Raw genomic sequence first — 24,515 nt, forward strand, 5'->3', positions numbered from 1 at the left:
TGAAATCATAAGTAGGGAAAGACGTCAGCAGGCGTTAACTGCTTTAAGAGGAAGCTTTGGCTTCAATTAGGGTGGCACCGCGGAATTTCCCGTCCCTTGTTTTCGAACAAGGGACGGGATTTTTTTGTTTGTCTGGGATTTTTTGTTGAAGTGAAGATTTGGAGGAGGAATCATCAGTGGCTATTAATATACCAAGAGGGACACAGGATATCTTACCGGGTGTTTCTGAACACTGGCAGTATATCGAGCAGACTGCTGCAGAACTTTGCAGACAGTACCAATATAAAGAAATCCGCACGCCGGTCTTTGAACATACTGAACTATTTGAAAGAGGCGTAGGGGATACAACAGATATCGTGCAAAAAGAGATGTATACATTTAAAGACCGTGGTGACCGTAACCTCACACTGCGACCTGAAGGGACTGCGAGCGTCGTCCGCTCATACGTGCAGCACAAAATGCACGGTCAGGCAGTACAGCCTGTAAAGTTGTTTTATACAGGTCCAATGTTCAGATATGAAAGACCACAGGCAGGAAGGTTCCGTCAGTTTGTTCAATTTGGCGTAGAGGCAATCGGCAGTGATGATCCTGCAATTGATGCAGAAGTGATTTCACTGGCAATGGAACTTTACAGCAGACTGGGCTTGAAAAAAGTAAAGCTCGTACTGAACAGCCTTGGTGATACGGAAAGCCGGATTGCTCATAAAAATGCGCTGATTGAACACTTCAGCCCGAGAATTGAAGAGTTCTGTTCTGACTGTCAAGTACGACTTGATAAAAACCCGCTCAGAATTCTTGACTGTAAAAAAGACAGAGGGCATGAGCTGATTGAAAATGCACCATCACTGAAAGATTATCTGAATGAAGAATCGCAAAGCTACTTTGAGAAAGTAAAGCGTTACTTGGATGTAATGGGGATCGAATATGAGCTGGATCCTAATCTGGTGCGTGGGCTTGATTATTATAATCACACTGCCTTTGAAATTATGAGCGATGCTGAAGGGTTTGGTGCCATTACAACGCTTTGCGGCGGTGGAAGATATAATGGTCTGACAGAAGAAATCGGTGGACCAAGCGCTCCTGGCATTGGATTTGCACTCAGTATTGAAAGGTTAATGGCAGCACTTGAAGCAGAAAATGTCACACTACCGATCAAAACCCGGGTTGACTGTTACTTTGTCGCAATGGGAGAGGCTGCGAAAGAAAAAACAGTGTCACTTGCTTTTGAAGCGCGTAAAAAAGGTCTGAGCGTTGAACTTGATTATCTGAACCGTAAAATGAAAGGTCAGTTCAAAGCGGCTGACCGCATTAAGGCATCTAACGTTGTCATTATTGGTGAAGATGAACTCACAGCAGGAAAAGCCGCTGTAAAGAATATGGAGAGCGGTTCACAGAAAGATGTCATGTTTGAAGAAATTATTCAATATATAGAGAAAGCTTAGGGAGGAATATATATGTTTGGACGTTCATTTTATTGCGGTGAGGTACCAGAAGCCGCTATCGGAGAAAAGATTACGTTAAAAGGCTGGGTACAAAAAAGGCGTGACCTTGGCGGACTGATTTTTATTGATCTGCGTGACAGATCAGGAATTGTTCAGGTCGTTTTTAACCCTGAAACATCAAAAGAGGCACTTGAAACTGCAGAAGCCATCCGCAGTGAGTATGTGTTAAGCATAGAAGGGACTGTTCAGGCGCGCGGTGAAGGAACAATCAACCCGAACCTTGCAACAGGCTCAATTGAAATTCAGGCGGAAGCAGTGACTGTTCTAAGCAGTGCAAAGACACCTCCATTTGCAATTGAAGATAAAGCTGAAACAGCAGAAGATATCCGTTTAAAGCACCGTTACCTGGACCTTCGCCGTCCGGTGATGGCAGAAACATTTAAAATGCGTCACAGCATTACAAAGTCAATTCGCCGTTTCCTTGATGACGCGCAGTTCATTGAAGTTGAAACGCCGATGCTGACAAAGAGCACGCCTGAAGGAGCGCGTGACTATCTTGTCCCAAGCCGTGTGCATGAAGGTGAGTTCTATGCGCTTCCGCAGTCACCACAGCTTTTCAAACAGCTGTTAATGGTTGGCGGATTTGACCGTTATTATCAGATTGCAAGATGTTTCCGCGATGAGGATCTTCGTGCAGACAGACAGCCTGAATTTACACAGATTGATATCGAAACAAGCTTTATGAGCCAGGAAGATATTATGAAAATGAACGAAGATATGCTTTATCAAATGATGAAAGATGTAAAAGGGCTTGAAATTCAGCTGCCAATTCCACGTATGACTTATGCTGATGCAATGGAGCGCTATGGTTCAGATAAGCCGGATACACGCTTTGGAATGGAACTGACTGACGTATCCGAGATTGTTGAAAACTCGGGCTTTAAAGTGTTCAGTGGTGCTGTTGCAAATGGAGGTCAGGTCAAGCTGATTAATGCAAAACAGGCAGCTGATCAGTATTCACGTAAAGATATTGACGCACTTGGCCAATTTGCAGCAGTCTACGGCGCTAAAGGCCTTGCGTGGCTTAAGGTAACTGAAGAAGGTTTCGCAGGACCAATTGCTAAGTTCTTTAATGAAGAAGAACAGCGTGAGTTAAGCAAAAAAGCAGATGCTGAAGCTGGGGATCTCCTGCTATTTGTTGCAGATAAGAAGTCAGTTGTTGCAGATACACTTGGCGCACTTCGTTCAAAACTTGGAAAAGACCTTGATCTGATTGATGAATCAGCATTTAATTTCCTTTGGATAACAGATTGGCCACTTCTTGAATACGATGAGGAAGAAGGCCGCTATTACGCTGCTCACCATCCATTTACAATGCCGGTCAGAGAAGATCTGCATATGCTTGATACTGATCCTGGTGCAGTAAGAGCGCAGGCTTATGACATTGTGTTAAATGGTTATGAACTTGGCGGGGGATCACTTCGTATATTTGAACGTGAGATCCAGGAAAAAATGTTTGAAATTCTTGGCTTTTCTAAAGAAGAAGCAGTAGATCAATTCGGATTCCTGCTTGAAGCCTTCGAGTACGGTACGCCGCCACACGGTGGAATTGCACTGGGTCTGGATAGACTTGTGATGCTGCTTGCAGGCAGAACAAATCTCCGGGACACGATTGCATTCCCTAAAACGGCAAGCGCTAGCTGCGTGCTGACGAATGCACCGGGTGAGGTAAGTGAAGCACAGCTGAATGAATTAAGATTATCACTGAATCTTCAGAAAAATCTATAATTTTTCATCTAATTAATTGTTTTTTAATGACCTGTATGCTATGATGATTTCACAAGGTAAGTCCTGATGTGTACGTTTTAATATCCATCAGTTTTGACCGAACACTTCAATATCCGGGAGTTCACGTTTTTCAGTCGCTTGCACGCCCTTTGCGGGGAAGCATAAAGCTGAAAATAGGACACCCACCTGCTGAGAGCGGGTTCAAAACGATAGATTCCTACATCGAACGGCACAATTGGGATTTACCACATCTTACATACGAAAAACAGACCCGGGGAATCATTTCCCGGGTCTGTTTTTATAATAACAAGTATACTTGTCGGGTTTAAGTTGCATCTAATTACATTTTACGCTATTCTAAAAACCGTTAATCCAATAAACGGAGTTGATAAAATGCTACACCAATTTTCGAGAAATGAACTTGCGATCGGCTCTGAGGGGCTTGATCTTTTAAAGGGGAAAACAGTAGCTGTTCTCGGTATCGGCGGCGTAGGCTCGTTTGCAGCTGAAGCGCTTGCCAGAAGCGGAGTCGGTCGTTTGATCCTTGTAGATAAAGATGATGTTGATATTACGAATGTGAACCGTCAGATCATTGCGCTGCTCTCAACTGTAGGACAGCCTAAAGCTGATCTGATGAAAGAGAGAATTGCTGATATTAACCCTGAATGTGAAGTACATTCACTTAAGATGTTTTATACAGAAGAAACGTATGAGGAATTTTTCAGCTACGGGCTTGATTTTGTTGTTGATGCATCAGATACGATCTCTTATAAGATTCATTTAATGAAAGAGTGTCTGAACAGAAATATTCCGATTATTTCAAGTATGGGAGCGGCCAATAAAATGGATCCGACCCGATTCCAGATTGCTGATATTTCAAAAACCCATACTGATCCAATCGCAAAAGTGATCAGAAAGCACCTCAGAAAAGACGGAATCAATAAAGGTATTCCGGTTATTTTCTCTGATGAAAGCCCGATTGTGACGCGCGAGGAGGTCAATAAAACAGTCGGTAAAGAAAATGCACCGATCAGAAAGGCTAAAATGCCGCCTTCTTCAAATGCATTCGTCCCTTCAGCTGCAGGTTTAATTGCAGCAAGCTATGTGATGAGAGAATTTTTAAAAGACATCGAGATTAAAACGGTAAGATAAAAAACGGTACATTTGCCGTTTTTTTATTTTGTCTGAAACTTTTTACCAGTTCAAGCGTAAAGAAACTATCAGGAAAAAAGGGGGAGTGTAAAATGAGCAGGCAGGTTGTTGAATTAAAGAATGTATCCAAAAAGATCGGCAGCAAAACGATTATTGATGATATCTCTTTTAATGTATACAGCGGAGAAGTGTTTGGTTTTCTCGGGCCTAACGGCGCCGGTAAAACGACGACAATCCGAATGATTGTCGGACTGATGAAGCTGTCATCAGGAGATATTATTGTAAACGGTAAAAGTGTGAAATCAGATTTTGAAGGTGCCGTCAGTCAGGTTGGCGCGATTGTTGAGAATCCTGAAATGTATAAGTTTATGTCAGGCTATAAAAATTTGATTCACTATTCAAGAATGTACAAAGGTATTTCAAAAGAAAAAATTGATGAAGTGGTGAAGCTTGTCGGTCTTCAAGGCAGGATTCACGAAAAGGTAAAGACTTATTCGCTGGGGATGAGACAAAGACTTGGAATTGCACAAAGTCTGCTTCATGACCCGAAAGTTCTGATTCTTGACGAGCCTACAAACGGACTTGATCCTGCTGGTATCCGTGAGATCAGAGACTACATAAGAAGGCTTGCAAGAGAAAGAGATATGGCCGTGATTGTGTCGAGTCACCTGCTATCAGAAATGGAAATGATGTGTGACCGCATTGGGATTATTCAGCATGGTAAATTGAAGGATGTGCAATTAATCAGTGATTTTGTCGGAGAACAATCCAAAGTTTATAAGCTGGAAGTTTCTAATCCCGCACAAATCGCAGACAGCATGAGACAGAGCTTTCCTTCCTGGGAAATTCAGCTTGTTGGTCAGGATCTCCTGATCAATTGTACAAAGGAAGATATTCCTTCCATTATAAAATGGTGCGTGGAAGAGAACATTTCTGTTTACGGTGCATTAGTTGCTGCTAAAACGCTTGAAGATAGATTTCTTGAAGTAACGTCCGACAAAAAGGGGGAGCCGGTACATGTTTAACTTAGTCAGAAACGAATGGATGAAGCTGTTTTCAAGACCCGCAACCTACGTCATGACCGGTCTGATTGTACTTGCGGTCATTGCAGCAACCGTCATTACTTTATTTGTACAGTCACTTGGAGATGGTCAGGATATAACCTGGCAGTCACAGCTGCAAACAGAAAACACGCAGCTTGAGCAGACGATTGCAACCAGTGAGACCGGTTTTATGGGACAGAACCCTGAGGAACAGCTTGCGATTAATCAGTATGCACTTGAAAATGACATTGCACCAAACCGTGCAGGTTCTTTCTGGTCCTATCTTGAATCAAGCACGTTTCTAATTTCTTTGATCGGTCTGTTTGCCATTATTGTTGCTTCCGGAATCGTTGCAGGTGAGTTCTCATGGGGAACAATCAAACTGTTAATGATCAGACCAATCGCAAGGTGGAAAATTCTTTTATCAAAATTTATTACTGTCGGGGCATTCGGTCTGTTTCTTGTGGCCATTACAGCGGTTCTTTCAGTCATTTTAGGGCTGATATTCTTTGACCCGGGCTCTTCAGTCAGACTCGTGTTTGAGGATGGACAGGTCATTGAAAAAAGTATGGCTGCCTATGTCATTCGCGTATATCTTTTTAACTCTCTTGATGTCATTATGCTGACGACAATGGCATTTATGATTTCAGCAGTATTCCGTAACAGTTCCCTTGCAATCGGAATCAGTCTATTCCTTCTATTTGTAGGTGGAACGGCAACCAGCTTTATTGCGATGTACTATGACTGGGCAAAATACAGCCTGTTTGCAAATACAAATCTTTCATTGTATGAAATGAATATGCCGCTTGTAGAGGGTATGACGATGCAGTTTTCAATTGTCATGATCTTGATTTACTTCACGATCTTTATAGCACTTGCTTTTACGATCTTCACGAAACGTGATATTGCTTCATAAATCGTTTCGCTGCAATTCAGGTAGACGCTTTCCCCAGGGACGGCGGTGAGCCTCCTCACCGCTTCGCGTCTGTGGGGTCTCACCTGTCCGTCATATCCCGGTGGAGTCGCCACCTTACGCTCCACTACACTTTGAAGTGAATATTATAAGGTGATGATGTTTCGAAACAGTTGTTTTGAAGCATCATTTTAATTTGTTATAAATCTGTTTTAATGCCTGTTCAAACTTTCCGGTTTCTTTCGGTTCATAGTATCTTGCACGCTTTAGTGTATCAGGCAGATACTGTTGGGCAACCCAGCCACCGGGGTAGCTGTGTGGATATTTGTATTCTGTTCCGCGGCCCAGTTTCTCGGCCCCTTTATAATGCGCATCCTTTAAATGATCAGGAACAGCGCCAGCCTTGCCTTTTCTGATGTCTGAAAGCGCGCTGTCGATCGCTGAAATCGCTGAGTTTGATTTTGGTGACAGGCATAGCTCAATCACTGCATTTGCTAGCGGAATACGCGCTTCCGGAAAACCGAGTCTTTCAGCAGATTCAATCGCAGAGAGTGTGCGCTGACCGGCCTGAGGGCTTGCAAGTCCAATATCTTCATAAGCAATAACGAGCAACCTGCGTGCAATGGTAGGCAGGTCGCCGGCTTCAATAAGTCTTGCAAGGTAATGAAGCGCAGCATTTGCATCGCTGCCTCTGATGGATTTCTGGAATGCACTCATTACATCATAATGTGCATCTCCGTCTTTATCATGGGAAAAGTATTTCTTTTGCAGACACTCTTCTGCTGCCTGGAGCGTAATAACGATTTTACCATCGTCATCTTCATTTGTTGAAAGTACTGCAAGCTCTAATGCATTTAATGCACTTCTCACATCACCGCCGCTTGCTGTGGCGAAATGGGTGATGGCTTCCTCAGCAATCTCTATCTGCTTATCACCAAACCCTCTTTTGTCATGGAGTGCTCTTTCAACCGCAGCCTTCATATCCTCTTCATCAAGCGGTTTCAGTTCAAAAATCTGAACTCTGCTGCGAATCGCAGGGTTGATCGCGTGATACGGATTACTCGTTGTAGCCCCGATCAAAATCACCGTGCCGCTCTCTAAATGAGGAAGCAGAAAGTCCTGCTTGGCTTTATCGAGCCTGTGAACCTCATCTAAAAGGAGAATCACTCTGCCTGACATTTTCCCTTCCTGGACGACTGCTTCCATATCTTTCTTATTATTGGATACTGCATTTAACATTCTGAACGCATATTTTGTACTTCCTGCAATGGCTGAGGCGATTGATGTTTTTCCAATGCCGGGAGGACCATATAAAATCATTGAAGAAAGCTGGTTCGCTTCAACCATTCTTCTGATAATCTTTCCTTCTCCGACTAAATGGGTCTGGCCAATAATTTCATTTATCTCTGCAGGCCGCATTCTGTAAGCGAGCGGTTTAGTTGCCATCGTATCCCCTCCGTTTCTCTAAGAGCATCATAACCAAATAATCTGCATCAATGCCAATACTAAGGGTTATATGCTATAATGGCAAAAGCAAATTGGCGTAAAGGTGGATGACACATGAAAGTCTCAACGAAAGGCCGCTATGGTCTGACAATCATGATTGAACTTGCAAAGAATTATGGAGAAGGTCCAATCTCGTTAAAATCAATTGCAACAACCCATAATTTATCAGAACACTATCTTGAGCAGCTGATTGCACCGCTCAGGAATTCCGGTTTTGTTAAAAGTGTAAGGGGTGCTTACGGCGGATATGTTTTAGCTGATGAACCTTCAAATATTACTGCCGGAGACATTATCAGAACGCTTGAAGGACCAATCAGTCCAGTGGAAGGGCTTGAAAATGAAGCACCTCCACAAAAAGAACTGTGGATCAGAATCAGGGATGCAGTCAGAAATGTACTTGATCATACGACGATAGAAGACCTTGCAAATCACACTGAAGAAGGCGAATCAGACGCCTATATGTTTTACATTTAACAGGAGGGTTTAGGTTTGAACAGAATTTATGCAGATCATGCTGCAACAACCCCGATGCTTCCTGAAGTCACTGCAGTGATGATAGATGTGATGGAGAAAACTTACGGGAACCCGTCAAGTATTCACCAGACAGGGAGAGCAGCAAGAAAAATACTGGATGATGCGAGAACGCTGATTGCTTCGAAGCTTGGCGTTCATTTTAATGAGATTCATTTTACAAGCGGTGGAACTGAAGCAGATAACCTTGCGATATTCGGAACAGCTGATGCGATGAAACATAAGGGCAGGCATATCATTACAACAGCAGTTGAGCACCACGCAGTCTTACATCCGTGTCAGGAACTTGAAAAACGCGGGTTTGAAGTCACGTATCTGAATGTAGATAAAAGTGGACGGATCAGCACGGCAGATCTGGCGGCATCACTGCGTGAAGATACGATTTTAGTCACTGTGATGTATGGAAACAATGAATCAGGTAGCATTCAGCCGATTAAAGAAATCGGTGCACTGTTAAAAGAGCATCAGGCAGTCTTTCATACAGATGCGGTGCAGGCGTTTGGGCTCGCAGACATCAATGTCAATGAAGAGGGTATTGATCTTTTATCTGTTTCTTCTCATAAAATAAACGGTCCAAAAGGTGCAGGCTTCCTTTTTATTAAAAACGGCACGCCTCATCATGCAACCGTCTTCGGTGGTGAGCAGGAACGAAAAAAAAGAGCAGGTACGGAAAACTTAGCAGCCATTTCCGGTTTTGCTGAAGCTGTCAAATTTGCCTTTGACAGCAAAGATAAAAAAACTGCAGATCTGGTTACAATAAAGCAAACACTGATCAATCAATTAAAGCAGTCAGATGTGCACTTTGAAGTGAACGGCTCTCTTGAACATTCGCTTCCACACGTGGTAAACTTGAGTATTCCGGGAGCCGAAATAGAGTCGTTGCTGATCAACCTGGATCTTGAAGGGATCGATGCTTCAAGCGGTTCAGCATGTACTGCGGGGTCTGTAGAACCTTCACACGTACTTGCGGCGATGTTTGGTGCAGATAGTGAAAAGCTGTTTAATTCAGTCCGCTTCAGCTTTGGTTACGGTAACACCGCTGAGGATGCTGTCTATATTGCAAAAAGTCTTAAGAAAATCACAGACCGCTTTTAGCGTCTGATAAGTAAAGGTGATTCAAATGACAAAAACACCCGCTGAAACGAGAGTAGTCGTCGGAATGTCAGGTGGCGTGGATTCATCAGTTGCTGCTTATCTTTTAAAGCAGCAGGGATATGATGTAATCGGAATTTTTATGAAAAACTGGGATGACACCGATGAGTTCGGTGTATGTACCGCTACTGAGGATTATAATGACGTGATTCGCGTTTGTAATCAGATCGGTATTCCCTATTATGCAGTAAACTTTGAAAAGCAGTACTGGGATAAAGTTTTTACGTATTTCCTAGAAGAATATAAAGCCGGCAGAACACCAAATCCTGATGTGATGTGTAATAAGGAGATCAAATTCAAAGCATTTCTTGATCATGCAATGAAACTTGGTGCTGATTATCTTGCAACAGGTCACTATGCCCGCGTTGACCGTTCAGGGGATGAAGTGAAAATGCTGAGAGGTCTTGATCAGAATAAAGATCAGACTTATTTCCTGAATCAGCTCTCTCAGGAACAGCTTTCAAATGTTATGTTCCCGATTGGTGATATTGATAAAAAAGAAGTAAGAAAAATCGCTGCTGAAGCAGGACTTGCAACTGCTGCGAAAAAAGACAGTACTGGTATATGCTTTATCGGAGAAAGAAACTTTAAAGAGTTCTTAGGTCAGTACCTGCCAGCTCAGCCAGGTGATATGGTTACGATGGATGGAGAAAAAGTCGGCAGCCACGATGGATTAATGTATTACACAATCGGCCAAAGGCACGGTCTTGGCATTGGCGGTTCAGGCGAGCCATGGTTTGTATTCGGTAAAAACCTTGATACCAACCAGCTGTATGTTGGTCAGGGATTTGATCACGAAGCGCTTTACTCGGATTCAATTACCGCAGTGGATATGGGGTTCACTTCTGCAGAAGCACCACAAAAATCCTTCCACTGTACAGCAAAGTTCCGTTACCGTCAGCCTGACCAGGGGGTAACCGTCCATATGCAGGAAGACGGCACAGCAGAAATCGTTTTTGATGAGCCGGTCCGTGCAGTCACACCAGGACAGGCAGTCGTTTTATATAATGGAGACGAATGCCTAGGCGGCGGAACGATTGATAAGATCTACAAAAGTTCAAAGCAATTGATGTATGTAGGTTAATAAAATAGAAATGACCTTTTGTGAACGCCCTTCACATCAGGTCATTTTTTGTGCCTTATGATATACTAATCCCAAATCAATACGAAGGAGAACGTGATGAAATCTTTAAATGAACAGGCAATTGAACTGATCCAGAAAGGCGAACTCGAAGAAGCCTTAAAAAAATTAAATGAACAAATTGAAAAAAGCCCTGAAGACCCGGCGGCCTATATCAATTTTGGAAACGTATTGGCCAGATTTAATGAAGTGGAAAAAGCAGAGCGCTTTTACCAAAAAGCAATCACGCTTGATGAAAAAGCAGGTGCTGCGTATTACGCGCTAGCGAACCTTTATTACACACAGGAAAGGTTCAAAGAAGCCGCTGTTTTATATGAAAAAGCAATCAAATCAGGTCTTGAAGACCACGATGCATACTTTATGCTCGGCATGTCATTTATGAATAATGAACAGACAAAACTGGCAGTGCCTTATCTGCAAAGAGCGGCAGAGCTTACACCTGAAGATGCGGAAGTTCATTTTCAGTATGGGCTTTCTCTCGCAAAGCTTGAGCACGGATCTGAAGCGGTAACCCAGCTGAAGCGCGCTGTGGAGCTTGACCTGGAACATGCGGATGCACTTTATAACCTTGGTGTTGCTTATGCCGGCTTTGAAGAAAATGCCGAAGCGGCACTCGACTGTTTTGAAAAAGCAATTAAAGTGCAGCCTGATCACTATCTTGCTTTAAACGGACGTAAGATTATTCAGCAGGCGATTGACAGCGAATAGGAGGTGTCTTTCATGAACGGTCAGCAGACGGATCTGTTTACTGAAGAAGAGTTATATGTAAAAGGAACGTTAATTGTTTCTATTTTTTATAATGAAGATAATATGTATTCAGTAGTGAGGATCCGTGTATCTGACACGAATATTGCAAATGCTGAGAAGGAAATGGTTGTCACCGGCCATTTCCCTTCTATGCAGGAAGATGATACATATATCTTTTACGGAAAAGTGAAAGAGCACCCGCGTTTTGGTCCACAGTTTATTTCAGAGCGCTTTAAAAAAGAGCTTCCTCAGACTAAGCATGGAATTATCCATTACCTTTCAAGCGATCTTTTCAATGGAATCGGCAGAAAAACGGCAGAAAAGATTGTAGATACGCTTGGGGAAAATGCGATTTCTAAAATTATGGAAAACGAGTCTGTGCTTTTTGAAGTGCCTAAGCTATCTGAAGAAAAAGCCCATCACATTCATGAAATCTTAATTGAACATCAGGGGCTCGAGCGGATTATGGTTCTGTTAAACGACTGGGGATTCGGTCCACAGCTGTCTATGAAGATTTACCAATTTTATCAGGAAAAAACAGTTGAAGTGATTGAAGAGAATCCTTATCAGCTGGTCAATGACATTGAAGGTGTCGGCTTCGGTAAAGCAGATGAGCTCGGCAGACAGCTTGGACTTTCAGGAAATCATCCTGACAGAATCAAAGCTGCCTGTCTTTATACAATGACGCAGCTTTCCATGCAGGAGGGTCACGTATACGCTGACTCCAAACAGCTGTTAATCAGAGTAAAAGAGCTGCTTGAAAAGCATCAGCCTGAGAAAGTGGACTACAGCGATATCTCAAGAAGCCTCGTGGAATTGCATGAAGAGGGTAAAATTGTGGGTGAAAATAAAAAAGTATATTTGCCTTCTCTTTACTATTCAGAAGTTGGTATTGCTTCAAGTATTGAAAGTCTGACGTCAAACACAGAGGTTCACGACCAGTTTCCTGAAGCGGAGTTTCTGCTGGCACTCGGAGACCTTGAGGAGCGGATAGGGGTCACATACGCCCCGTCTCAAAAAGAAGCTATCCAGACAGCGTTATCATCGCCAATTATGATATTAACCGGTGGTCCAGGGACAGGAAAGACGACCGTGATTAAAGGGATTGTAGAGCTGTATGCGGAGCTTCACGGACTGTCGCTGGATCCTGATAACTACTCAAAAGATGAGCCATTTCCGATCGTTCTGGCCGCTCCAACCGGAAGAGCAGCGAAAAGGATGACTGAATCCACGGGGTTAAAAGCGATGACAATCCACCGTCTCCTCGGCTTTAACGGTCAGGAGGATATGGATGAAGAAGACGATGACAGAATGGTTGCAGGACGTCTGTTGATTATTGATGAAATGTCTATGGTGGATACATGGCTTGCAAATAAGCTGCTTCAGGCAGTGCCTGAGTCCATGCAGGTCATTCTCGTTGGAGACCAGGACCAGCTGCCTTCTGTCGGACCTGGTCAGGTGCTGCAGGATCTGCTTGATGCGAAAAAAGTACCTGCGGTGGAACTGACTGATATTTACCGTCAGGAAGAAGGTTCTTCTATTATTGAACTTGCCCATCATATGAAAAAAGGCGAAGTGCCTGAAACGATCAGACAGCCCTACCCTGACCGTTCTTTTATTCCCTGCAGAGCGAATCAGATGGATGAAGTTGTCGGGAAAATTGTTAAGAATGCAATGAAAAAGGGTTATACGGCAAAGGATATTCAGGTGCTCGCTCCAATGTACAGAGGACCCGCAGGCATTGATAAGCTGAATGTACTGATTCAACAGCTGATGAACCCGAATGATGACGGGTCCAGAAAAGAACTGAAATGGGGCGATATTGTCTACCGGATCGGTGATAAAGTGCTCCAGCTCGTTAATCAGCCTGAGAGTAACGTATTTAACGGTGATATGGGTGAAGTCATTTCGATTTTCTACGCTAAGGAGAATACTGAAAAACAGGATATGATTTTAGTCTCGTTTGACGGGGTAGAGGTCACATATACAAGGCAGGACCTGAACCAGATCACCCATGCGTTCTGCTGCTCAATCCATAAGTCTCAGGGAAGCGAGTTTCCGATTGTCGTATTGCCGGTTGTAAAAAGCTACTCGAGAATGCTGAGACGGAACCTGCTGTATACTGCCATTACAAGAAGCAGCAAGTTTTTAATTATGTGCGGTGAAGAAGATGCTTTCAGGTATGGCGTTGAAAGAAAAGATGATCTGATGAGAATGACGTCTCTGAAAGAAAGGCTTGCCGGTGAGCAGGTAAACATTTCAGACGATGCTGATCCATTTGATGGCGGAGCAGATCCAATGATTGGAATGGAAGGCGTCACCCCGTACGATTTCCTTGAAAGTTCTCAAGGTTAAATTGACAAACGGTGATGATCTTTCATATAATTTCAGATAGAATAATGAATCTCGAAGAAGGAACAAGTACGCAGACAAACTCATTTAAAGAGAGAATTCCCCCAGGCTGAAAGGAATTCATTGAAGTTTCTGCGGAAAGCTGGTCCGGAGTGCAGTTAAAAGCTGCCGTCTGCTGCGTTAAAGCAACTTTAGAGTGATGGGTTGTCAATCCATAACCAGGGTGGTACCGCGAGTGTAATCTCGTCCCTGTGTAGGATTGAGGACCCTTTTCTGTTTTTAGAGACGTTTCGGGAGATCAAAGGAGGAAATAAGAATGGAAAAATGGACGGGTGCAGAGCTCAGACAAATGTATTTAGATTTCTTCAAAGAAAAGAAGCATGATGTAGAACCAAGTGCTTCACTTGTACCGCATGAAGATCCATCACTATTATGGATTAACAGCGGTGTTGCTACACTGAAAAAATATTTTGACGGCCGCGTAATTCCGGCAAATCCGAGAATCGTTAACGCACAGAAGTCAATCAGAACAAATGATATTGAAAATGTAGGGAAAACTGCAAGACACCATACATTTTTTGAAATGCTCGGGAACTTTTCGATTGGTGAATACTTCAAAGAAGAAGCAATCGAATGGGCATGGGAATTCCTCACTTCAAAAGAATGGGTCGGTTTTGACCCTGAAAAGCTGTCTGTCACAATTCACCCTGAAGACGACGAAGCTTATGATATCTGGAATAAAAAAGTAGGCGTACCTGAAGAGAGAATTATCCGACTTGAAGGAAACTTCTGGGATATCGGTGAAGGTCCAAGTGGTCCAAACTCTGAAATTTTCTATGACCGCGGAGAAGAATATGGAAATGATCCGTCTGACCCTGAGCTGTATGCAGGCGGGGAAAATGAGCGTTACCTTGAGATCTGGAACCTGGTCTTTTCACAGTTCAATCACAATGCGGATGATACGTATACGCCGCTTCCTAAGAAAAACATTGATACAGGAATGGGTCTTGAGAGAATGGCATGCGTTGTTCAGGACGTGCCGACAAACTTTGAAACAGATCTGTTCATGCCAATCATTGAAGCGACAGAGCTTGTTGCAAAAAGACGCTATGGTCAAAACGCTGAAGAAGACACTGCTTTTAAAGTGATCGCTGACCACATCAGAACTGTATCCTTTGCAGTAGGTGATGGTGCGCTGCCTTCTAACGAGGGAAGAGGGTATGTACTTCGCCGTCTGCTGAGAAGAGCGGTTCGCTTTGCAAAACAGATCGGTATTAACCGACCGTTTATGTATGAACTGGTTCCGGTTGTAGCTGACATTATGATTGATTTCTATCCTGAAGTAAAAGACAAGCAGGACTTTATTCAGAAAGTCATCAAGACAGAAGAAGAACGCTTCCATGAAACGCTGAATGAAGGCCTGTCAATTCTGACTGAGCTGATGAAAAAAGCACAGGAAGACGGTTCAAAAGAAATCAGCGGGAAAGACGTTTTCAGACTGTATGACACATTTGGCTTCCCTGTTGAACTGACGCAGGAATATGCTGAAGAAAACGGATTATCAATCGACCAGAACGGCTTTGAGCATGAGATGGAAGGTCAGAGAAGCCGTGCAAGAGCAGCGCGCCAGGAAAGCGGATCAATGCAGGTTCAAGGTGGCGTATTAGGAGACATTCACACAAAGAGTGAATTTGTAGGGTATGAAAGACTTGATCATTCTACTACAATTGAGGACCTTGTGATTGATGGTGAATTTGCAGATCAGGCAGCTGCAGGTCAGGAAGTTCAGTTTGTACTTGCAGAAACACCTTTTTATGCAGAAAGCGGCGGTCAGATTGGGGATAAAGGTACAGTAACGCATGAAAACTGTGTCATTGACGTACAGGATGTTAAAAAAGCACCAAACGGACAAAACCTTCATACCGGTATTGTAAAAAGTGGACTGATTAAAAAAGGTGAAAATGTAAACGCCAGGGTAAGTGACATCACGAGAAATAAAATTACTAAAAACCATACGGCAACGCACCTGCTGCATCAGGCACTGAAAGATGTACTTGGTGACCATGTAAATCAAGCGGGTTCTCTTGTTGAGCCTGATCGTCTGCGCTTTGATTTCTCTCACTTTGGACAGGTGACCAAAGAAGAACTAAGTCAAATTGAAGAGATTGTCAACGGAAAAATCTGGACAAGCTATTCAGTAGGAACTGCAGTGAAGTCACTTGATGAAGCAAAAGCGATGGGTGCAATGGCTTTATTTGGTGAAAAATACGGTTCAGAAGTACGCGTTGTATCAATTGGTGATTACAGCCTTGAACTTTGCGGGGGTTGCCACGTAGGTAATACTGCTGAGATCGGTCTATTCAGAATTGCTTCAGAGGCAGGAATCGGTGCAGGTACAAGACGTATTGAAGCTGTAACCGGAGAGTCAGCATACCGTCTGATGAATGAGCAGATTGATGTACTAAATCGTTCAGCAGGGTTATTAAAAGCAAACCCTAAAGATCTTGAATCACGCATTGAAGGTCTGCAGGCAGATCTTAAAGCAGTTCAGAGAGAAAATGACTCTCTTCATGCAAAGCTTTCAAATATTGAAGCGAAAAACATTATGGACCGCGTACAGACGGTAGATGGCGTCAGCGTCCTGGCTGAAAAGGTTCAGGCATCTGATATGAATACACTCAGAACAATGGCTGATGATGTGAAAAACAAAATCGGTTCAGGTGTGCTGTTGCTGATTGCTGTAAATGATGGTAAAGTCCAGATTATTGCAGGCGTTACAAAGGATCTGATTGATCAGGGCTATCACGCAGGTAAGCTTGTAAAAGAAGTTGCCACAATCTGCGGCGGTGGAGGCGGCGGCCGCCCTGATATGGCTCAGGCGGGCGGTAAAGACCCTTCACGTGTGGAAGAAGCACTTCAATTTGCCCCTGAGTGGGTGAAATCAATTTGATTCTATTGCTATCTGGTGTACAATAGCAATAGTTGGATAATAGGAATGGTTGTCATTCCGTAGTGAGGTGTTGTTGATGAGCTCATTTGATAAAACGATGCGGTTTGACTTTGGAGATGACTCAGCTGATCAGGAAGTTAAACGTGTCCTGAACCAGGTGTTCGAAGCTCTCGAAGAAAAAGGTTATAATCCGATCAATCAAATTGTGGGGTATCTCTTATCCGGTGACCCTGCTTATATTCCGCGTCATCAGGATGCAAGGAATGTTATCCGCAAACTTGAACGTGATGAAATTATTGAGGAATTGGTGAAGTTTTATCTTCAGCAGCATAAAGAGGGCTAAGAATGAGAACAATGGGACTTGATGTAGGCTCCAAAACTATTGGAGTAGCCATCAGTGATGCGCTGGGCTGGACTGCCCAGGGGATTGAAACAGTAAAAATTGATGAAGCTGCCGGACAGTTCGGCTTCAAGCGAATTAAAGAATTAGTCGAAGAACACGAAGTGTCAAAGGTAGTCATTGGCTTACCGAAAAACATGAATAATTCGCTTGGACCCCGTGCTGAGGCCAGCCAGAGATATGCTGATATGCTAAGCAGAAGAATTGAGGCTGAAATTATCTTCTGGGACGAGCGCTTAAGCACGATGGCAGCAGAGCGGGTTTTACTCGAAGCTGATGTCAGCAGGGGAAAAAGAAAAAAAGTGATTGATAAAATGGCTGCAGTGATGATCCTTCAGGGTTATCTCGACAGCAATAACTAAATGAGGTGACTGAAATGGAACACGGAGAAAAGCAAATTACAGTAATTGATGAACAGGGAAATGAAGTATTATGTGAAGTCTTATTCACATTTGATTCAGATCAGTTTCAAAAATCATACGTACTATACTATCCAGTAGGTGATACTGAGGAAGAAGAGATTGAAATTCATGCATCTTCTTTCGAACCGAACGATGAAAATTCAGAAGGCGAATTAAAGCCTGTTGAATCTGAAGAAGAGTGGGATCTGATCGAGGAAATGCTTAATACATTCCTTGATGAAGAAGAAAACGAATAATATGACAAAGCGGGGGCAGCTATTTGCCCCCGCTTCTTTTTATTGTATAATAAAATCATTGGGAAAAATGAGCAGAAGTTTTTGGAGGGAAATTGATTGAGTGAAAAATCAAGTTTAATAGATCAGTGGAAGCTGAACTTACAGGAAAGAAAAAAAGAAGCAAAACAAGTAAGAAAAATTGTTTTTATTCTATTAATCGTCTTTGTGTTCCTAACAGTTGGTGCTCTCCTCGGTGCCTACTCTTATATCAGTTCAGCGCTTGAACCGATGGATGCAGCTGATGAAAATGCCGTCGCAGTTGAAATTCCAATCGGCTCGTCCGTTGATGGAATCACCCAAACGCTTGAAGATAGCGGTGTCATTAAAAATGCGCAGGTATATAAGTACTATCTGAAGTTTAATAATGAAACAGATTTTCAAGCTGGTACATATAACCTCACACCTGCCATGACACTCAGTGAAATCACTGAAAGTCTGAAGACCGGAAGAGTGTATCACGAACCATTGTTTAATGTCACGATTCCTGAAGGTCTGAGGCTTGAAGAAATCGGAGATATTATTGCAGAGAATACGGATTATTCTCAGGAAGAGTTCATGGAGAAAGTGACGGATGAAACGTTCATTAATTCTTTAATGGAGCAGTATCCAACACTGATTACTGAAGAAATTAAAGGTGAAAATGTGAAACTTTCACTCGAAGGTTACCTGTTTCCCGCAACCTATCCATATTATGAAGAAAATCCTTCTCTTGAAGATATTATTACTCAAATGGTAGATGCCATGAACAATAATGTTGCACCTTATGTAGATTTGCTTCCAGGCTTTACGGAAGGAGATTACACAGGCACGGATGCGGATGAACCAAATGTCATGACCGTTCATGATCTGATCACAATGGCGTCACTTCTTGAAGAGGAAGCAGCTGCGACGACAGACAGAGCGATGATCGCAGGAATCTTCTATAATCGACTTGAAGAAGGTATGCCGCTTCAGACAGATCCAACTGTCCTGTATGCAAAAGGTGAATGGCAGGAGAGAGTACTGTTTGCAGATCTTGAAATTGAAGACCCTTATAACACTTATCAGGTTCAGGGACTTCCACCGGGGCCAATTGCAGCACCGGGCGCAACTTCAATTGAAGCTGCTATCAATCCGGAGAACTCAGAGTATTTCTACTTTCTGACATCAACTGAAGATGGTGCAATGTATTATTCAGAAACGCTTGAAGAACATGAAAGAAAAGCAGAAGAGTTCATCTATAGTGTGAACGATGAAGAATAATGTGAAGACAGAAGGAAAGAACATTCACTTTCCTTCTGTTTTTATGTTAGAATAGATAAAGTATTTTTAGCGTCTATCACTACTTTCCGGATTTCGGTCTGCAGGATTGTATGTGAGCGCTCTTTTTTATGGAGCCTGAGACCAGAAAAGGTGAGAACGTTGGATAAAGTCTATCAATATATTGAAAATTTCTTTCCTGCCCATTCAGATCTTGCTGTGCAGATGATTCGTTTTGCAGAGGAGAATGAAGTACCGATTATGGAATCTGTGGGCATTGAAACACTTTTGCAGCTGCTGAGAATTCAACAGCCAAAAAGAATTCTCGAAATCGGAACTGCCATTGGCTACTCTGCCATTAGAATGGCTGAAACGCTGCCTGACGTTGAAATTGTTTCAATTGAAAGAGATCAGAAAAGAGCTGAGCAGGCTGTACAGTTTGTAAAGCAGTCGGGATATAAAAGCAGAATTCACCTGATAGAAGGTGATGCACTGGAAGTTTCAAATCAGGTTTCAGACTTTGGACAATTCGATGCAGTATTTATTGACGCTGCCAAAAGCCAGAATATCAGGTTTTTTGAATTATATGAGCCTTTCTTCTCGCAGGATGTCTGTGTATATACTGATAATGTCCTCTTTAAAGGGCTTGTTGCAGAACAAACTGGAAATGAAAGCAGAAATGTAAGGCAGATGCTGAGGAAGCTGGACCGTTTCAATCAGTGGATCGCTCAGCATGATCAGTACCATACTGTTATTCTTCCTGTAGGTGATGGTCTTTCAATCAGTAAAAAGAAGTAACGAAAAATACTGCTTTAGCAATTGGAGTGAAAAACTTGTAGGTTTTATTCCAATTAAGATTAAATAAAAGCTTGTCAAAGACATAAGGGATCCTTATGGGTGAATTCACAATCAATCAGATGCTGATAAGCTTCAAATTGAACAAGCGAATAAGCCGCTGCGGTCACTTAGATAGCATGAGAGAGGAGCTAACGGCAAATATGAACAACAAACCCGTTATTATAGGTGTAACAGGCGGTTCAGGATCCGGAAAAACGTCTGTAACCAAAGCAATTTACGATGTATTTCAGGACCAGTCAATCGCAATTATTGAACAGGACTATTATTATAAGGATCAAAGCAATATCCCATATGAAGAACGTTTGAAAACAAACTATGATCATCCGCTGGCTTTTGATAATGATCTGTTAATTGAACATATTAGTCAGCTGCTTGACAGAAAAGCAATTGAAAAACCGGTCTATGACTATACAGTTCACACAAGATCTGAAAAGACAATTCCTGTTGAACCGAAGGATGTGATTATTGTAGAAGGCATTCTCGTACTTGAGGATGAACGCCTCCGGAATCTGATGGACATCAAATTATATGTAGATACAGATTCAGATCTGCGTATTATCCGCCGTATGCTGCGTGACATTAATGAACGGGGCCGTACAATCGATTCGGTAGTAGATCAATATATTAATGTCGTGCGTCCAATGCATAATCAGTTTATTGAACCGACAAAACGTTATGCTGATATTATCATCCCTGAGGGTGGACAAAATCACGTTGCAATTGATTTAATGGTAACGAAAATTCAAACAATTCTTGAACAAAAGTCTATTGTGTAATATGATAGCAAAGGCTAAGAGGATAATTTATCCTCTTTTTAGCATACTTCATAAAAGGGGTTTCAATCACATAGCATGAAATAGGTCATGCATTTTTTAAAGGAGTGAAGGGATTTGGCAAACGAGAAAGTATTTCCAATGACAGAAGAAGGTAAACAGAAGCTTGAGCAGGAACTTGAACAGCTCAAATCTGTTAAAAGAAAAGAAGTAGTAGAGAGAATAAAAATTGCAAGAAGCTTCGGTGACCTTTCTGAGAACTCAGAGTATGACTCAGCTAAAGAAGAGCAGGCATTTGTTGAAGGCCGCATCTCTACGCTTGAATCAATGATTCGCAATGCGAAAATTATTGAAGATGATCAAACGCTTGATGGTGTCGTTTCACTTGGAAAGACAGTTACATTTGTAGAACTGCCTGATGGTGATGAAGAATCTTATACAATTGTCGGCAGTGCAGAAGCGGATCCATTTGAAGGGAAAATTTCAAATGACTCGCCGATTGCAAAAAGCCTGATTGGTAAGGAAGTTGGAGATGAAGTAAAAGTACAGACACCAGGTGGAGACATGGATGTCCGTATTACATCAATCAGTTAATAAAAAGGAATCATGAAACGAAGGCTGGGACAATATTATGTCTCAGTCTTTTTATTCGTTCTGCATCCCTGTAAGAAGGATTTGTCCCGCACGCTTTAAAAGTTTACTCTTACCATGTAACTATTTCTGTTCTTACACGTCTAATGTCATACGGTACAGAGGACCTGTTTTGATAAAAGGAAAAGTGACTCTTGTAACTGAAGCAGGAAACCGTGATATGCTGGTTTAGATTTAAAACATGAGGGAAGAGTTGAACGAGGAGTGATTATATGAACAATTCAAGATCAGACATTCAGAGTAAAAAAAGAAAGCAAAATATATTTCTTAATGCATCTATTGCAGTTGTATTTCTTTTAATTGCAGGTGTGTCGGCATTTATTTTCTTAGGAGATAATGAAAATCAGGCTGCAGAAACGGAAGAAAAAACAATTGCGGAACAGGTTCAGGAGAAGGCTGGATTGCAGGATGAGAACGAGAATGAGCCAGAAGGTAATGAAAATAATGAATTGACTGCTAGTGAAATTGAATCTGAAGATGAGAATAATGAAACAGAGCAGGCCGCTGCTTCAGATGAATCGGAAAAAGAAGAAGAAACAGCAGACGAAAAGAAAGAAAAAGAAAAGAAAAAGAAATCAAATCAAAACGATGAAGAAACGGAAAGACCTGAAGATGGTAAGTGGAAGCCGGTTGGTACAGAACAGACCGGTGAGCACGTCTCGTCTTATGATGAAGGCAGTGTAGACTGGAACGAGAAGTTAAAGGCTGCTGCTTACGCTACAGGACTTGATATGAACGCGATGACAGTGTGGTGGGTCGGAAATAACGGAGGCCCTCAGAAGGCGGTTGTAGAAGTCTCTTCTCCGAGCGCTGGAGCAGCTGAATTCCGTGTACAAATGGAATGGGTTGATCAAAAAGGCTGGAAACCGGTTAAGGTTGATGAGCTCTAAAAAGACAAAAGGTGCTGCGTAACTTTGCAGCACCTTTTTTATGATTTAAAATGAACGCTTGCTGTGTAATACGGCTTTCCTTCAGGGGTAAAAACAGTGTGATGGTTCACATGGTGTACGCGAAGCATAATCGCCTGGTTGTTTTCAATCTGCTGCTGTATTTTCTTCTCAAGCTCACGCAGTGATTGTGATTCAAAAAACTCAACTTTATCTTTAATTAAATCCAGTTCAAAACCCATTGTATTCCTCCGTTGTCTATTTTAAATCATTATATCATGCCTTCATTGATCTTTTCTGATCACTGTGGTAAAGTTCAAATCAGTTTTGAGATACATACAGAAGGCAGGGATTAGTATGAAAATCGGTATTATTGGTGCAATGGAAGAAGAAGTGGAATCACTTCGTTTGGCAATGGAAAACGTTCAGACAGAAACGATTGCAAACAGTGAATTCACATCAGGGTTATTAAAGGAAAAAGAAGTCGTGCTTGTAAAAAGCGGTATTGGTAAAGTAAATGCTGCTATGACAACAACAATATTAATGGAACGCTATCAGCCGGACGTGATCATTAACACTGGATCAGCAGGCGGATTTGATCCTGCATTAAATGTAGGTGACGTTGTCATTTCAAGTGAAGTGCGTCATCACGATGTAGATGTTACTGCATTTAATTATGAATACGGTCAGGTACCGGGAATGCCGGCAGCTTTTAAAGCTGATGAGAAGCTGAGAAAATCTGCACTGAAATGTGCGGAATCAATTGATGATATCAAATCAGTTTCAGGTCTGATTGCAACAGGGGACTCTTTCATGAATGATCCTGAGAGGGTTGAAGCATTACAGGGTAAATTTGAGAACCTGCAGGCTTTGGAAATGGAAGCTGCAGCGATCGCCCAGGTGGCACATCAATATGAAGTGCCATTTGTGATTATCCGCTCGCTTTCTGATATTGCAGGTAAAGAATCTCACATTTCATTTGATCAGTATCTAAAAACAGCTGCAGTCAATTCAGCTAACCTGATTATTCAAATAACAGAAGACATTTAAGCTTCTTCTTCATCAAAATGGTGAAACAGCTTCATTAATGCTCTTTTTTCAATTCGTGAAACGTAGCTTCTTGAGATGCCAAGCTCCTTGGCAATTTCCCGCTGCGTTTTTTCTTCTTCACCATTAATCCCAAACCGCGCACTAATGACTTCACGTTCCCGGTCATCAAGCTTTTTCACAAATGCCCTGATTTTATCACCATTCATCTTCTGTGCAATCACTTCATCAAGTTCTTCTTCTTCACTTTGAAGTACATCAATCAGACTGATCGCATTACCGTCTTTATCCTCCCCGATCGGATCATGGAGTGAAATATCTTTTTTCGTTTTCTTAAGCGATCTTAGAAACATAAGGACTTCATTTTCAATACATCTGGCTGCATACGTCGCCAGCTTTGTACCCTTGTCATATGAATAACTGTCAATGGCTTTAATCAAGCCGATTGTGCCGATCGAAATTAAATCTTCTGTTGTTTCACCGGTGTTTTCAAATTTTTTAATGATATGTGCAACAAGCCTCAGGTTATGTTCAATTAATAATCTCTTTGCATCATCATCTCCATCCTGAAGCTTTAATATTGCTTTTTTCTCATCTTCTTTATTTAACGGCTCCGGAAAAGCATTCTGTTTGAAGTATCCCGTCAATGCCGGCAAGTCAACCAATGCTGATAAAATTAAAAAAACTGACAAGCTTTCTCCTCCTTTCACCGGTTAATACACCGTATGAAAAAAAACAGAAAACTTGCCAGTCCCATTAAATCATCTTAAATTGAGCAATCGTTTTGCTGATTTTTCCTGTTCCGTGGCATTCAGGACATTTCTTCTTTAATATACGTATTTTTCTCACAGAACCGATTCCATGACAGCTTGGACAGATCACAGCAACTTTCATGATAAGTCCTCCTGTATTGAATTTTCAGAATTCTTACTGTTATTTTAACTGGTTTCGCTGTATGATGGCAACGGCTAAGCGTTATTTTTCTTTTTTTTGAATTTCCATTTCAAGCAATTGAAGAAAGTCATCTGAGAGCTTTTGTTGTTTTGCCGCTTCATAAGCCAGGATGAGTGCTTCAAGTGATAACTTATCCATAAAAAAGTAGCCCCTTTCATGTTTCTAATAAAAATGTATCAGAGACAGCGTAGAAGAACAAGCGTTCTCTTATCCACAATCGTTTGTGTATAACCTGTGTAAAAGGTGTGCATAAAGGTTAAATAACAACTAAGGTCGGTTTATTTCGCCATTC

25 protein-coding genes, 1 other RNA gene and 2 other annotated features (1 of these 28 running past the window's edge) are annotated in these 24,515 nt (G+C 42.1%); of the genes, 21 read left to right on the plus strand and 5 right to left on the minus strand.

Annotation, left to right across the window (positions count from 1 at the left end; genetic code table 11):
* Positions 1-100, plus strand: a binding site (T-box leader); it begins 119 nt to the left of the window's first position.
* A 76-nt stretch (positions 101-176) separates the two neighbouring features.
* From hisS to ACH6CZ_RS01265, 6 genes are all read left to right on the plus strand, one after another.
* Positions 177-1,442 carry a histidine--tRNA ligase gene (hisS, locus tag ACH6CZ_RS01240; RefSeq protein ID WP_374095621.1) on the plus strand — a complete coding sequence of 422 codons (1,266 nt, stop codon included), beginning with the start codon at positions 177-179 and terminating at the stop codon, positions 1,440-1,442.
* A 12-nt stretch (positions 1,443-1,454) separates the two neighbouring features.
* Positions 1,455-3,230: an aspartate--tRNA ligase gene (aspS, locus tag ACH6CZ_RS01245; protein ID WP_374095622.1), complete on the plus strand. Its 1,776-nt coding sequence runs from the start codon at positions 1,455-1,457 to the stop codon at positions 3,228-3,230.
* Between the two features lie 57 nt (positions 3,231-3,287).
* Positions 3,288-3,476, plus strand: a non-coding RNA gene (gene ssrS, locus ACH6CZ_RS01250) — 6S RNA.
* Between the two features lie 147 nt (positions 3,477-3,623).
* Positions 3,624-4,382, plus strand: a complete 759-nt coding sequence (locus tag ACH6CZ_RS01255; protein ID WP_374095623.1) for a tRNA threonylcarbamoyladenosine dehydratase — start codon at positions 3,624-3,626, stop codon at positions 4,380-4,382.
* A gap of 92 nt (positions 4,383-4,474) precedes the next feature.
* Positions 4,475-5,407, plus strand: a complete 933-nt coding sequence (locus tag ACH6CZ_RS01260) for an ABC transporter ATP-binding protein (RefSeq protein WP_374095624.1) — start codon at positions 4,475-4,477, stop codon at positions 5,405-5,407.
* On the plus strand, positions 5,400-6,341 hold the full coding sequence (locus ACH6CZ_RS01265; RefSeq protein ID WP_374095625.1) for an ABC transporter permease: 942 nt from the start codon (positions 5,400-5,402) through the stop codon (positions 6,339-6,341). Before ACH6CZ_RS01260 ends, ACH6CZ_RS01265 begins: the two co-directional genes overlap by 8 nt.
* Positions 6,342-6,524: 183 nt before the next feature.
* Here the strand turns inward: ACH6CZ_RS01265 and ACH6CZ_RS01270 are convergent, their stop codons facing one another.
* Positions 6,525-7,784 carry a replication-associated recombination protein A gene (locus tag ACH6CZ_RS01270; RefSeq protein ID WP_374095626.1) on the minus strand — a complete coding sequence of 420 codons (1,260 nt, stop codon included), beginning with the start codon at positions 7,782-7,784 and terminating at the stop codon, positions 6,525-6,527.
* A 114-nt stretch (positions 7,785-7,898) separates the two neighbouring features.
* Between ACH6CZ_RS01270 and cymR the strand changes: the two genes are divergently transcribed.
* The 14 genes from cymR to ACH6CZ_RS01340 all read left to right on the plus strand — a co-directional run bounded on the left by cymR (position 7,899) and on the right by ACH6CZ_RS01340 (position 22,225).
* A complete protein-coding gene (cymR, locus tag ACH6CZ_RS01275) occupies positions 7,899-8,318 on the plus strand; it encodes a cysteine metabolism transcriptional regulator CymR (RefSeq protein ID WP_374095627.1) in 420 nt (139 codons plus the stop codon).
* Positions 8,319-8,333: 15 nt separating this feature from the next.
* Positions 8,334-9,470, plus strand: coding sequence for a cysteine desulfurase family protein (locus tag ACH6CZ_RS01280; RefSeq protein WP_374095628.1), 1,137 nt, complete (start codon positions 8,334-8,336; stop codon positions 9,468-9,470).
* 25 nt (positions 9,471-9,495) lie between these two features.
* Positions 9,496-10,611 (plus strand): tRNA 2-thiouridine(34) synthase MnmA, encoded by a 1,116-nt coding sequence (gene mnmA / locus ACH6CZ_RS01285; RefSeq protein ID WP_374095629.1) that lies wholly within the window; start codon positions 9,496-9,498, stop codon positions 10,609-10,611.
* A 96-nt stretch (positions 10,612-10,707) separates the two neighbouring features.
* Entirely contained in the window at positions 10,708-11,376 is a 669-nt protein-coding gene (locus ACH6CZ_RS01290; protein ID WP_374095630.1) for a tetratricopeptide repeat protein, read from the plus strand.
* A gap of 12 nt (positions 11,377-11,388) precedes the next feature.
* Complete coding sequence (recD2, locus tag ACH6CZ_RS01295; RefSeq protein WP_374095631.1) at positions 11,389-13,770, plus strand: SF1B family DNA helicase RecD2; 2,382 nt, start codon at positions 11,389-11,391, stop codon at positions 13,768-13,770.
* Between the two features lie 45 nt (positions 13,771-13,815).
* Positions 13,816-14,021 (plus strand) — a binding site (T-box leader).
* Positions 14,022-14,083: 62 nt separating this feature from the next.
* Positions 14,084-16,717, plus strand: coding sequence for an alanine--tRNA ligase (alaS, locus tag ACH6CZ_RS01300; RefSeq protein ID WP_374095632.1), 2,634 nt, complete (start codon positions 14,084-14,086; stop codon positions 16,715-16,717).
* Positions 16,718-16,793: 76 nt separating this feature from the next.
* Positions 16,794-17,060 carry an IreB family regulatory phosphoprotein gene (locus tag ACH6CZ_RS01305; protein ID WP_039810001.1) on the plus strand — a complete coding sequence of 89 codons (267 nt, stop codon included), beginning with the start codon at positions 16,794-16,796 and terminating at the stop codon, positions 17,058-17,060.
* 2 nt (positions 17,061-17,062) lie between these two features.
* On the plus strand, positions 17,063-17,479 hold the full coding sequence (gene ruvX, locus ACH6CZ_RS01310; protein WP_374095633.1) for a Holliday junction resolvase RuvX: 417 nt from the start codon (positions 17,063-17,065) through the stop codon (positions 17,477-17,479).
* Between the two features lie 14 nt (positions 17,480-17,493).
* Complete coding sequence (locus tag ACH6CZ_RS01315; protein ID WP_041121052.1) at positions 17,494-17,775, plus strand: DUF1292 domain-containing protein; 282 nt, start codon at positions 17,494-17,496, stop codon at positions 17,773-17,775.
* 96 nt (positions 17,776-17,871) lie between these two features.
* The gene (mltG, locus tag ACH6CZ_RS01320; RefSeq protein ID WP_374095634.1) at positions 17,872-19,056 is read left to right on the plus strand and encodes an endolytic transglycosylase MltG; all 1,185 of its coding nucleotides are present in this window, start codon (positions 17,872-17,874) and stop codon (positions 19,054-19,056) included.
* A 150-nt stretch (positions 19,057-19,206) separates the two neighbouring features.
* Positions 19,207-19,851 (plus strand): O-methyltransferase, encoded by a 645-nt coding sequence (locus ACH6CZ_RS01325; protein WP_374095635.1) that lies wholly within the window; start codon positions 19,207-19,209, stop codon positions 19,849-19,851.
* Positions 19,852-20,051: 200 nt separating this feature from the next.
* Positions 20,052-20,687: a uridine kinase gene (gene udk / locus ACH6CZ_RS01330; RefSeq protein ID WP_374095636.1), complete on the plus strand. Its 636-nt coding sequence runs from the start codon at positions 20,052-20,054 to the stop codon at positions 20,685-20,687.
* Positions 20,688-20,801: 114 nt separating this feature from the next.
* Positions 20,802-21,278 (plus strand): transcription elongation factor GreA, encoded by a 477-nt coding sequence (gene greA, locus ACH6CZ_RS01335; RefSeq protein WP_374095637.1) that lies wholly within the window; start codon positions 20,802-20,804, stop codon positions 21,276-21,278.
* Positions 21,279-21,547: 269 nt separating this feature from the next.
* The gene (locus tag ACH6CZ_RS01340; RefSeq protein ID WP_374095638.1) at positions 21,548-22,225 is read left to right on the plus strand and encodes a YrrS family protein; all 678 of its coding nucleotides are present in this window, start codon (positions 21,548-21,550) and stop codon (positions 22,223-22,225) included.
* A gap of 38 nt (positions 22,226-22,263) precedes the next feature.
* On the opposite strand, the gene ACH6CZ_RS01345 is transcribed toward ACH6CZ_RS01340, so the two are convergent.
* Positions 22,264-22,464 (minus strand): YrzA family protein, encoded by a 201-nt coding sequence (locus ACH6CZ_RS01345; RefSeq protein WP_374095639.1) that lies wholly within the window; start codon positions 22,462-22,464, stop codon positions 22,264-22,266.
* Positions 22,465-22,579: 115 nt separating this feature from the next.
* Here ACH6CZ_RS01345 and mtnN point away from each other — a divergent pair, with 115 nt between their 5' ends.
* A complete protein-coding gene (mtnN, locus tag ACH6CZ_RS01350; protein WP_374095640.1) occupies positions 22,580-23,272 on the plus strand; it encodes a 5'-methylthioadenosine/S-adenosylhomocysteine nucleosidase in 693 nt (230 codons plus the stop codon).
* Here the strand turns inward: mtnN and sigK are convergent.
* The 3 genes from sigK to sda form a co-directional block, all read right to left on the minus strand.
* Complete coding sequence (gene sigK / locus ACH6CZ_RS01355) at positions 23,269-23,961, minus strand: RNA polymerase sporulation sigma factor SigK (protein WP_374095641.1); 693 nt, start codon at positions 23,959-23,961, stop codon at positions 23,269-23,271. The two genes, mtnN and sigK, sit on opposite strands and share 4 nt — an antisense overlap.
* A gap of 64 nt (positions 23,962-24,025) precedes the next feature.
* Complete coding sequence (locus tag ACH6CZ_RS01360; protein ID WP_374095642.1) at positions 24,026-24,163, minus strand: hypothetical protein; 138 nt, start codon at positions 24,161-24,163, stop codon at positions 24,026-24,028.
* An 81-nt stretch (positions 24,164-24,244) separates the two neighbouring features.
* Positions 24,245-24,361, minus strand: coding sequence for a sporulation histidine kinase inhibitor Sda (sda, locus tag ACH6CZ_RS01365; RefSeq protein WP_374095643.1), 117 nt, complete (start codon positions 24,359-24,361; stop codon positions 24,245-24,247).
* Positions 24,362-24,515 lie beyond the last annotated feature (154 nt).

This window comes from Jeotgalibacillus sp. JSM ZJ347, from assembly GCF_044383825.1.
In the GTDB taxonomy this organism is placed as follows: Bacteria; Bacillota; Bacilli; order Bacillales; family Jeotgalibacillaceae; genus Jeotgalibacillus.

What these genes read in the sequence shown, in the direction of transcription:
- mtnN (WP_374095640.1), top strand. Translation starts at nt 22,580, where the DNA reads ATGAAAATCGGTATTATTGGTGCAATGGAAGAAGAAGTGGAATCACTT.
- ACH6CZ_RS01255 (WP_374095623.1), top strand. Translation starts at nt 3,624, where the DNA reads ATGCTACACCAATTTTCGAGAAATGAACTTGCGATCGGCTCTGAGGGG.
- ACH6CZ_RS01265 (WP_374095625.1), top strand. Translation starts at nt 5,400, where the DNA reads ATGTTTAACTTAGTCAGAAACGAATGGATGAAGCTGTTTTCAAGACCC.
- aspS (WP_374095622.1), top strand. Translation starts at nt 1,455, where the DNA reads ATGTTTGGACGTTCATTTTATTGCGGTGAGGTACCAGAAGCCGCTATC.
- mnmA (WP_374095629.1), top strand. Translation starts at nt 9,496, where the DNA reads ATGACAAAAACACCCGCTGAAACGAGAGTAGTCGTCGGAATGTCAGGT.
- ACH6CZ_RS01340 (WP_374095638.1), top strand. Translation starts at nt 21,548, where the DNA reads ATGAACAATTCAAGATCAGACATTCAGAGTAAAAAAAGAAAGCAAAAT.
- ACH6CZ_RS01345 (WP_374095639.1), bottom strand. Translation starts at nt 22,464, where the DNA reads ATGGGTTTTGAACTGGATTTAATTAAAGATAAAGTTGAGTTTTTTGAA.
- ACH6CZ_RS01260 (WP_374095624.1), top strand. Translation starts at nt 4,475, where the DNA reads ATGAGCAGGCAGGTTGTTGAATTAAAGAATGTATCCAAAAAGATCGGC.
- ACH6CZ_RS01270 (WP_374095626.1), bottom strand. Translation starts at nt 7,784, where the DNA reads ATGGCAACTAAACCGCTCGCTTACAGAATGCGGCCTGCAGAGATAAAT.
- ACH6CZ_RS01305 (WP_039810001.1), top strand. Translation starts at nt 16,794, where the DNA reads ATGAGCTCATTTGATAAAACGATGCGGTTTGACTTTGGAGATGACTCA.
- ruvX (WP_374095633.1), top strand. Translation starts at nt 17,063, where the DNA reads ATGAGAACAATGGGACTTGATGTAGGCTCCAAAACTATTGGAGTAGCC.
- udk (WP_374095636.1), top strand. Translation starts at nt 20,052, where the DNA reads ATGAACAACAAACCCGTTATTATAGGTGTAACAGGCGGTTCAGGATCC.
- alaS (WP_374095632.1), top strand. Translation starts at nt 14,084, where the DNA reads ATGGAAAAATGGACGGGTGCAGAGCTCAGACAAATGTATTTAGATTTC.
- ACH6CZ_RS01290 (WP_374095630.1), top strand. Translation starts at nt 10,708, where the DNA reads ATGAAATCTTTAAATGAACAGGCAATTGAACTGATCCAGAAAGGCGAA.
- recD2 (WP_374095631.1), top strand. Translation starts at nt 11,389, where the DNA reads ATGAACGGTCAGCAGACGGATCTGTTTACTGAAGAAGAGTTATATGTA.
- cymR (WP_374095627.1), top strand. Translation starts at nt 7,899, where the DNA reads ATGAAAGTCTCAACGAAAGGCCGCTATGGTCTGACAATCATGATTGAA.
- ACH6CZ_RS01315 (WP_041121052.1), top strand. Translation starts at nt 17,494, where the DNA reads ATGGAACACGGAGAAAAGCAAATTACAGTAATTGATGAACAGGGAAAT.
- sda (WP_374095643.1), bottom strand. Translation starts at nt 24,361, where the DNA reads ATGGATAAGTTATCACTTGAAGCACTCATCCTGGCTTATGAAGCGGCA.
- ACH6CZ_RS01360 (WP_374095642.1), bottom strand. Translation starts at nt 24,163, where the DNA reads ATGAAAGTTGCTGTGATCTGTCCAAGCTGTCATGGAATCGGTTCTGTG.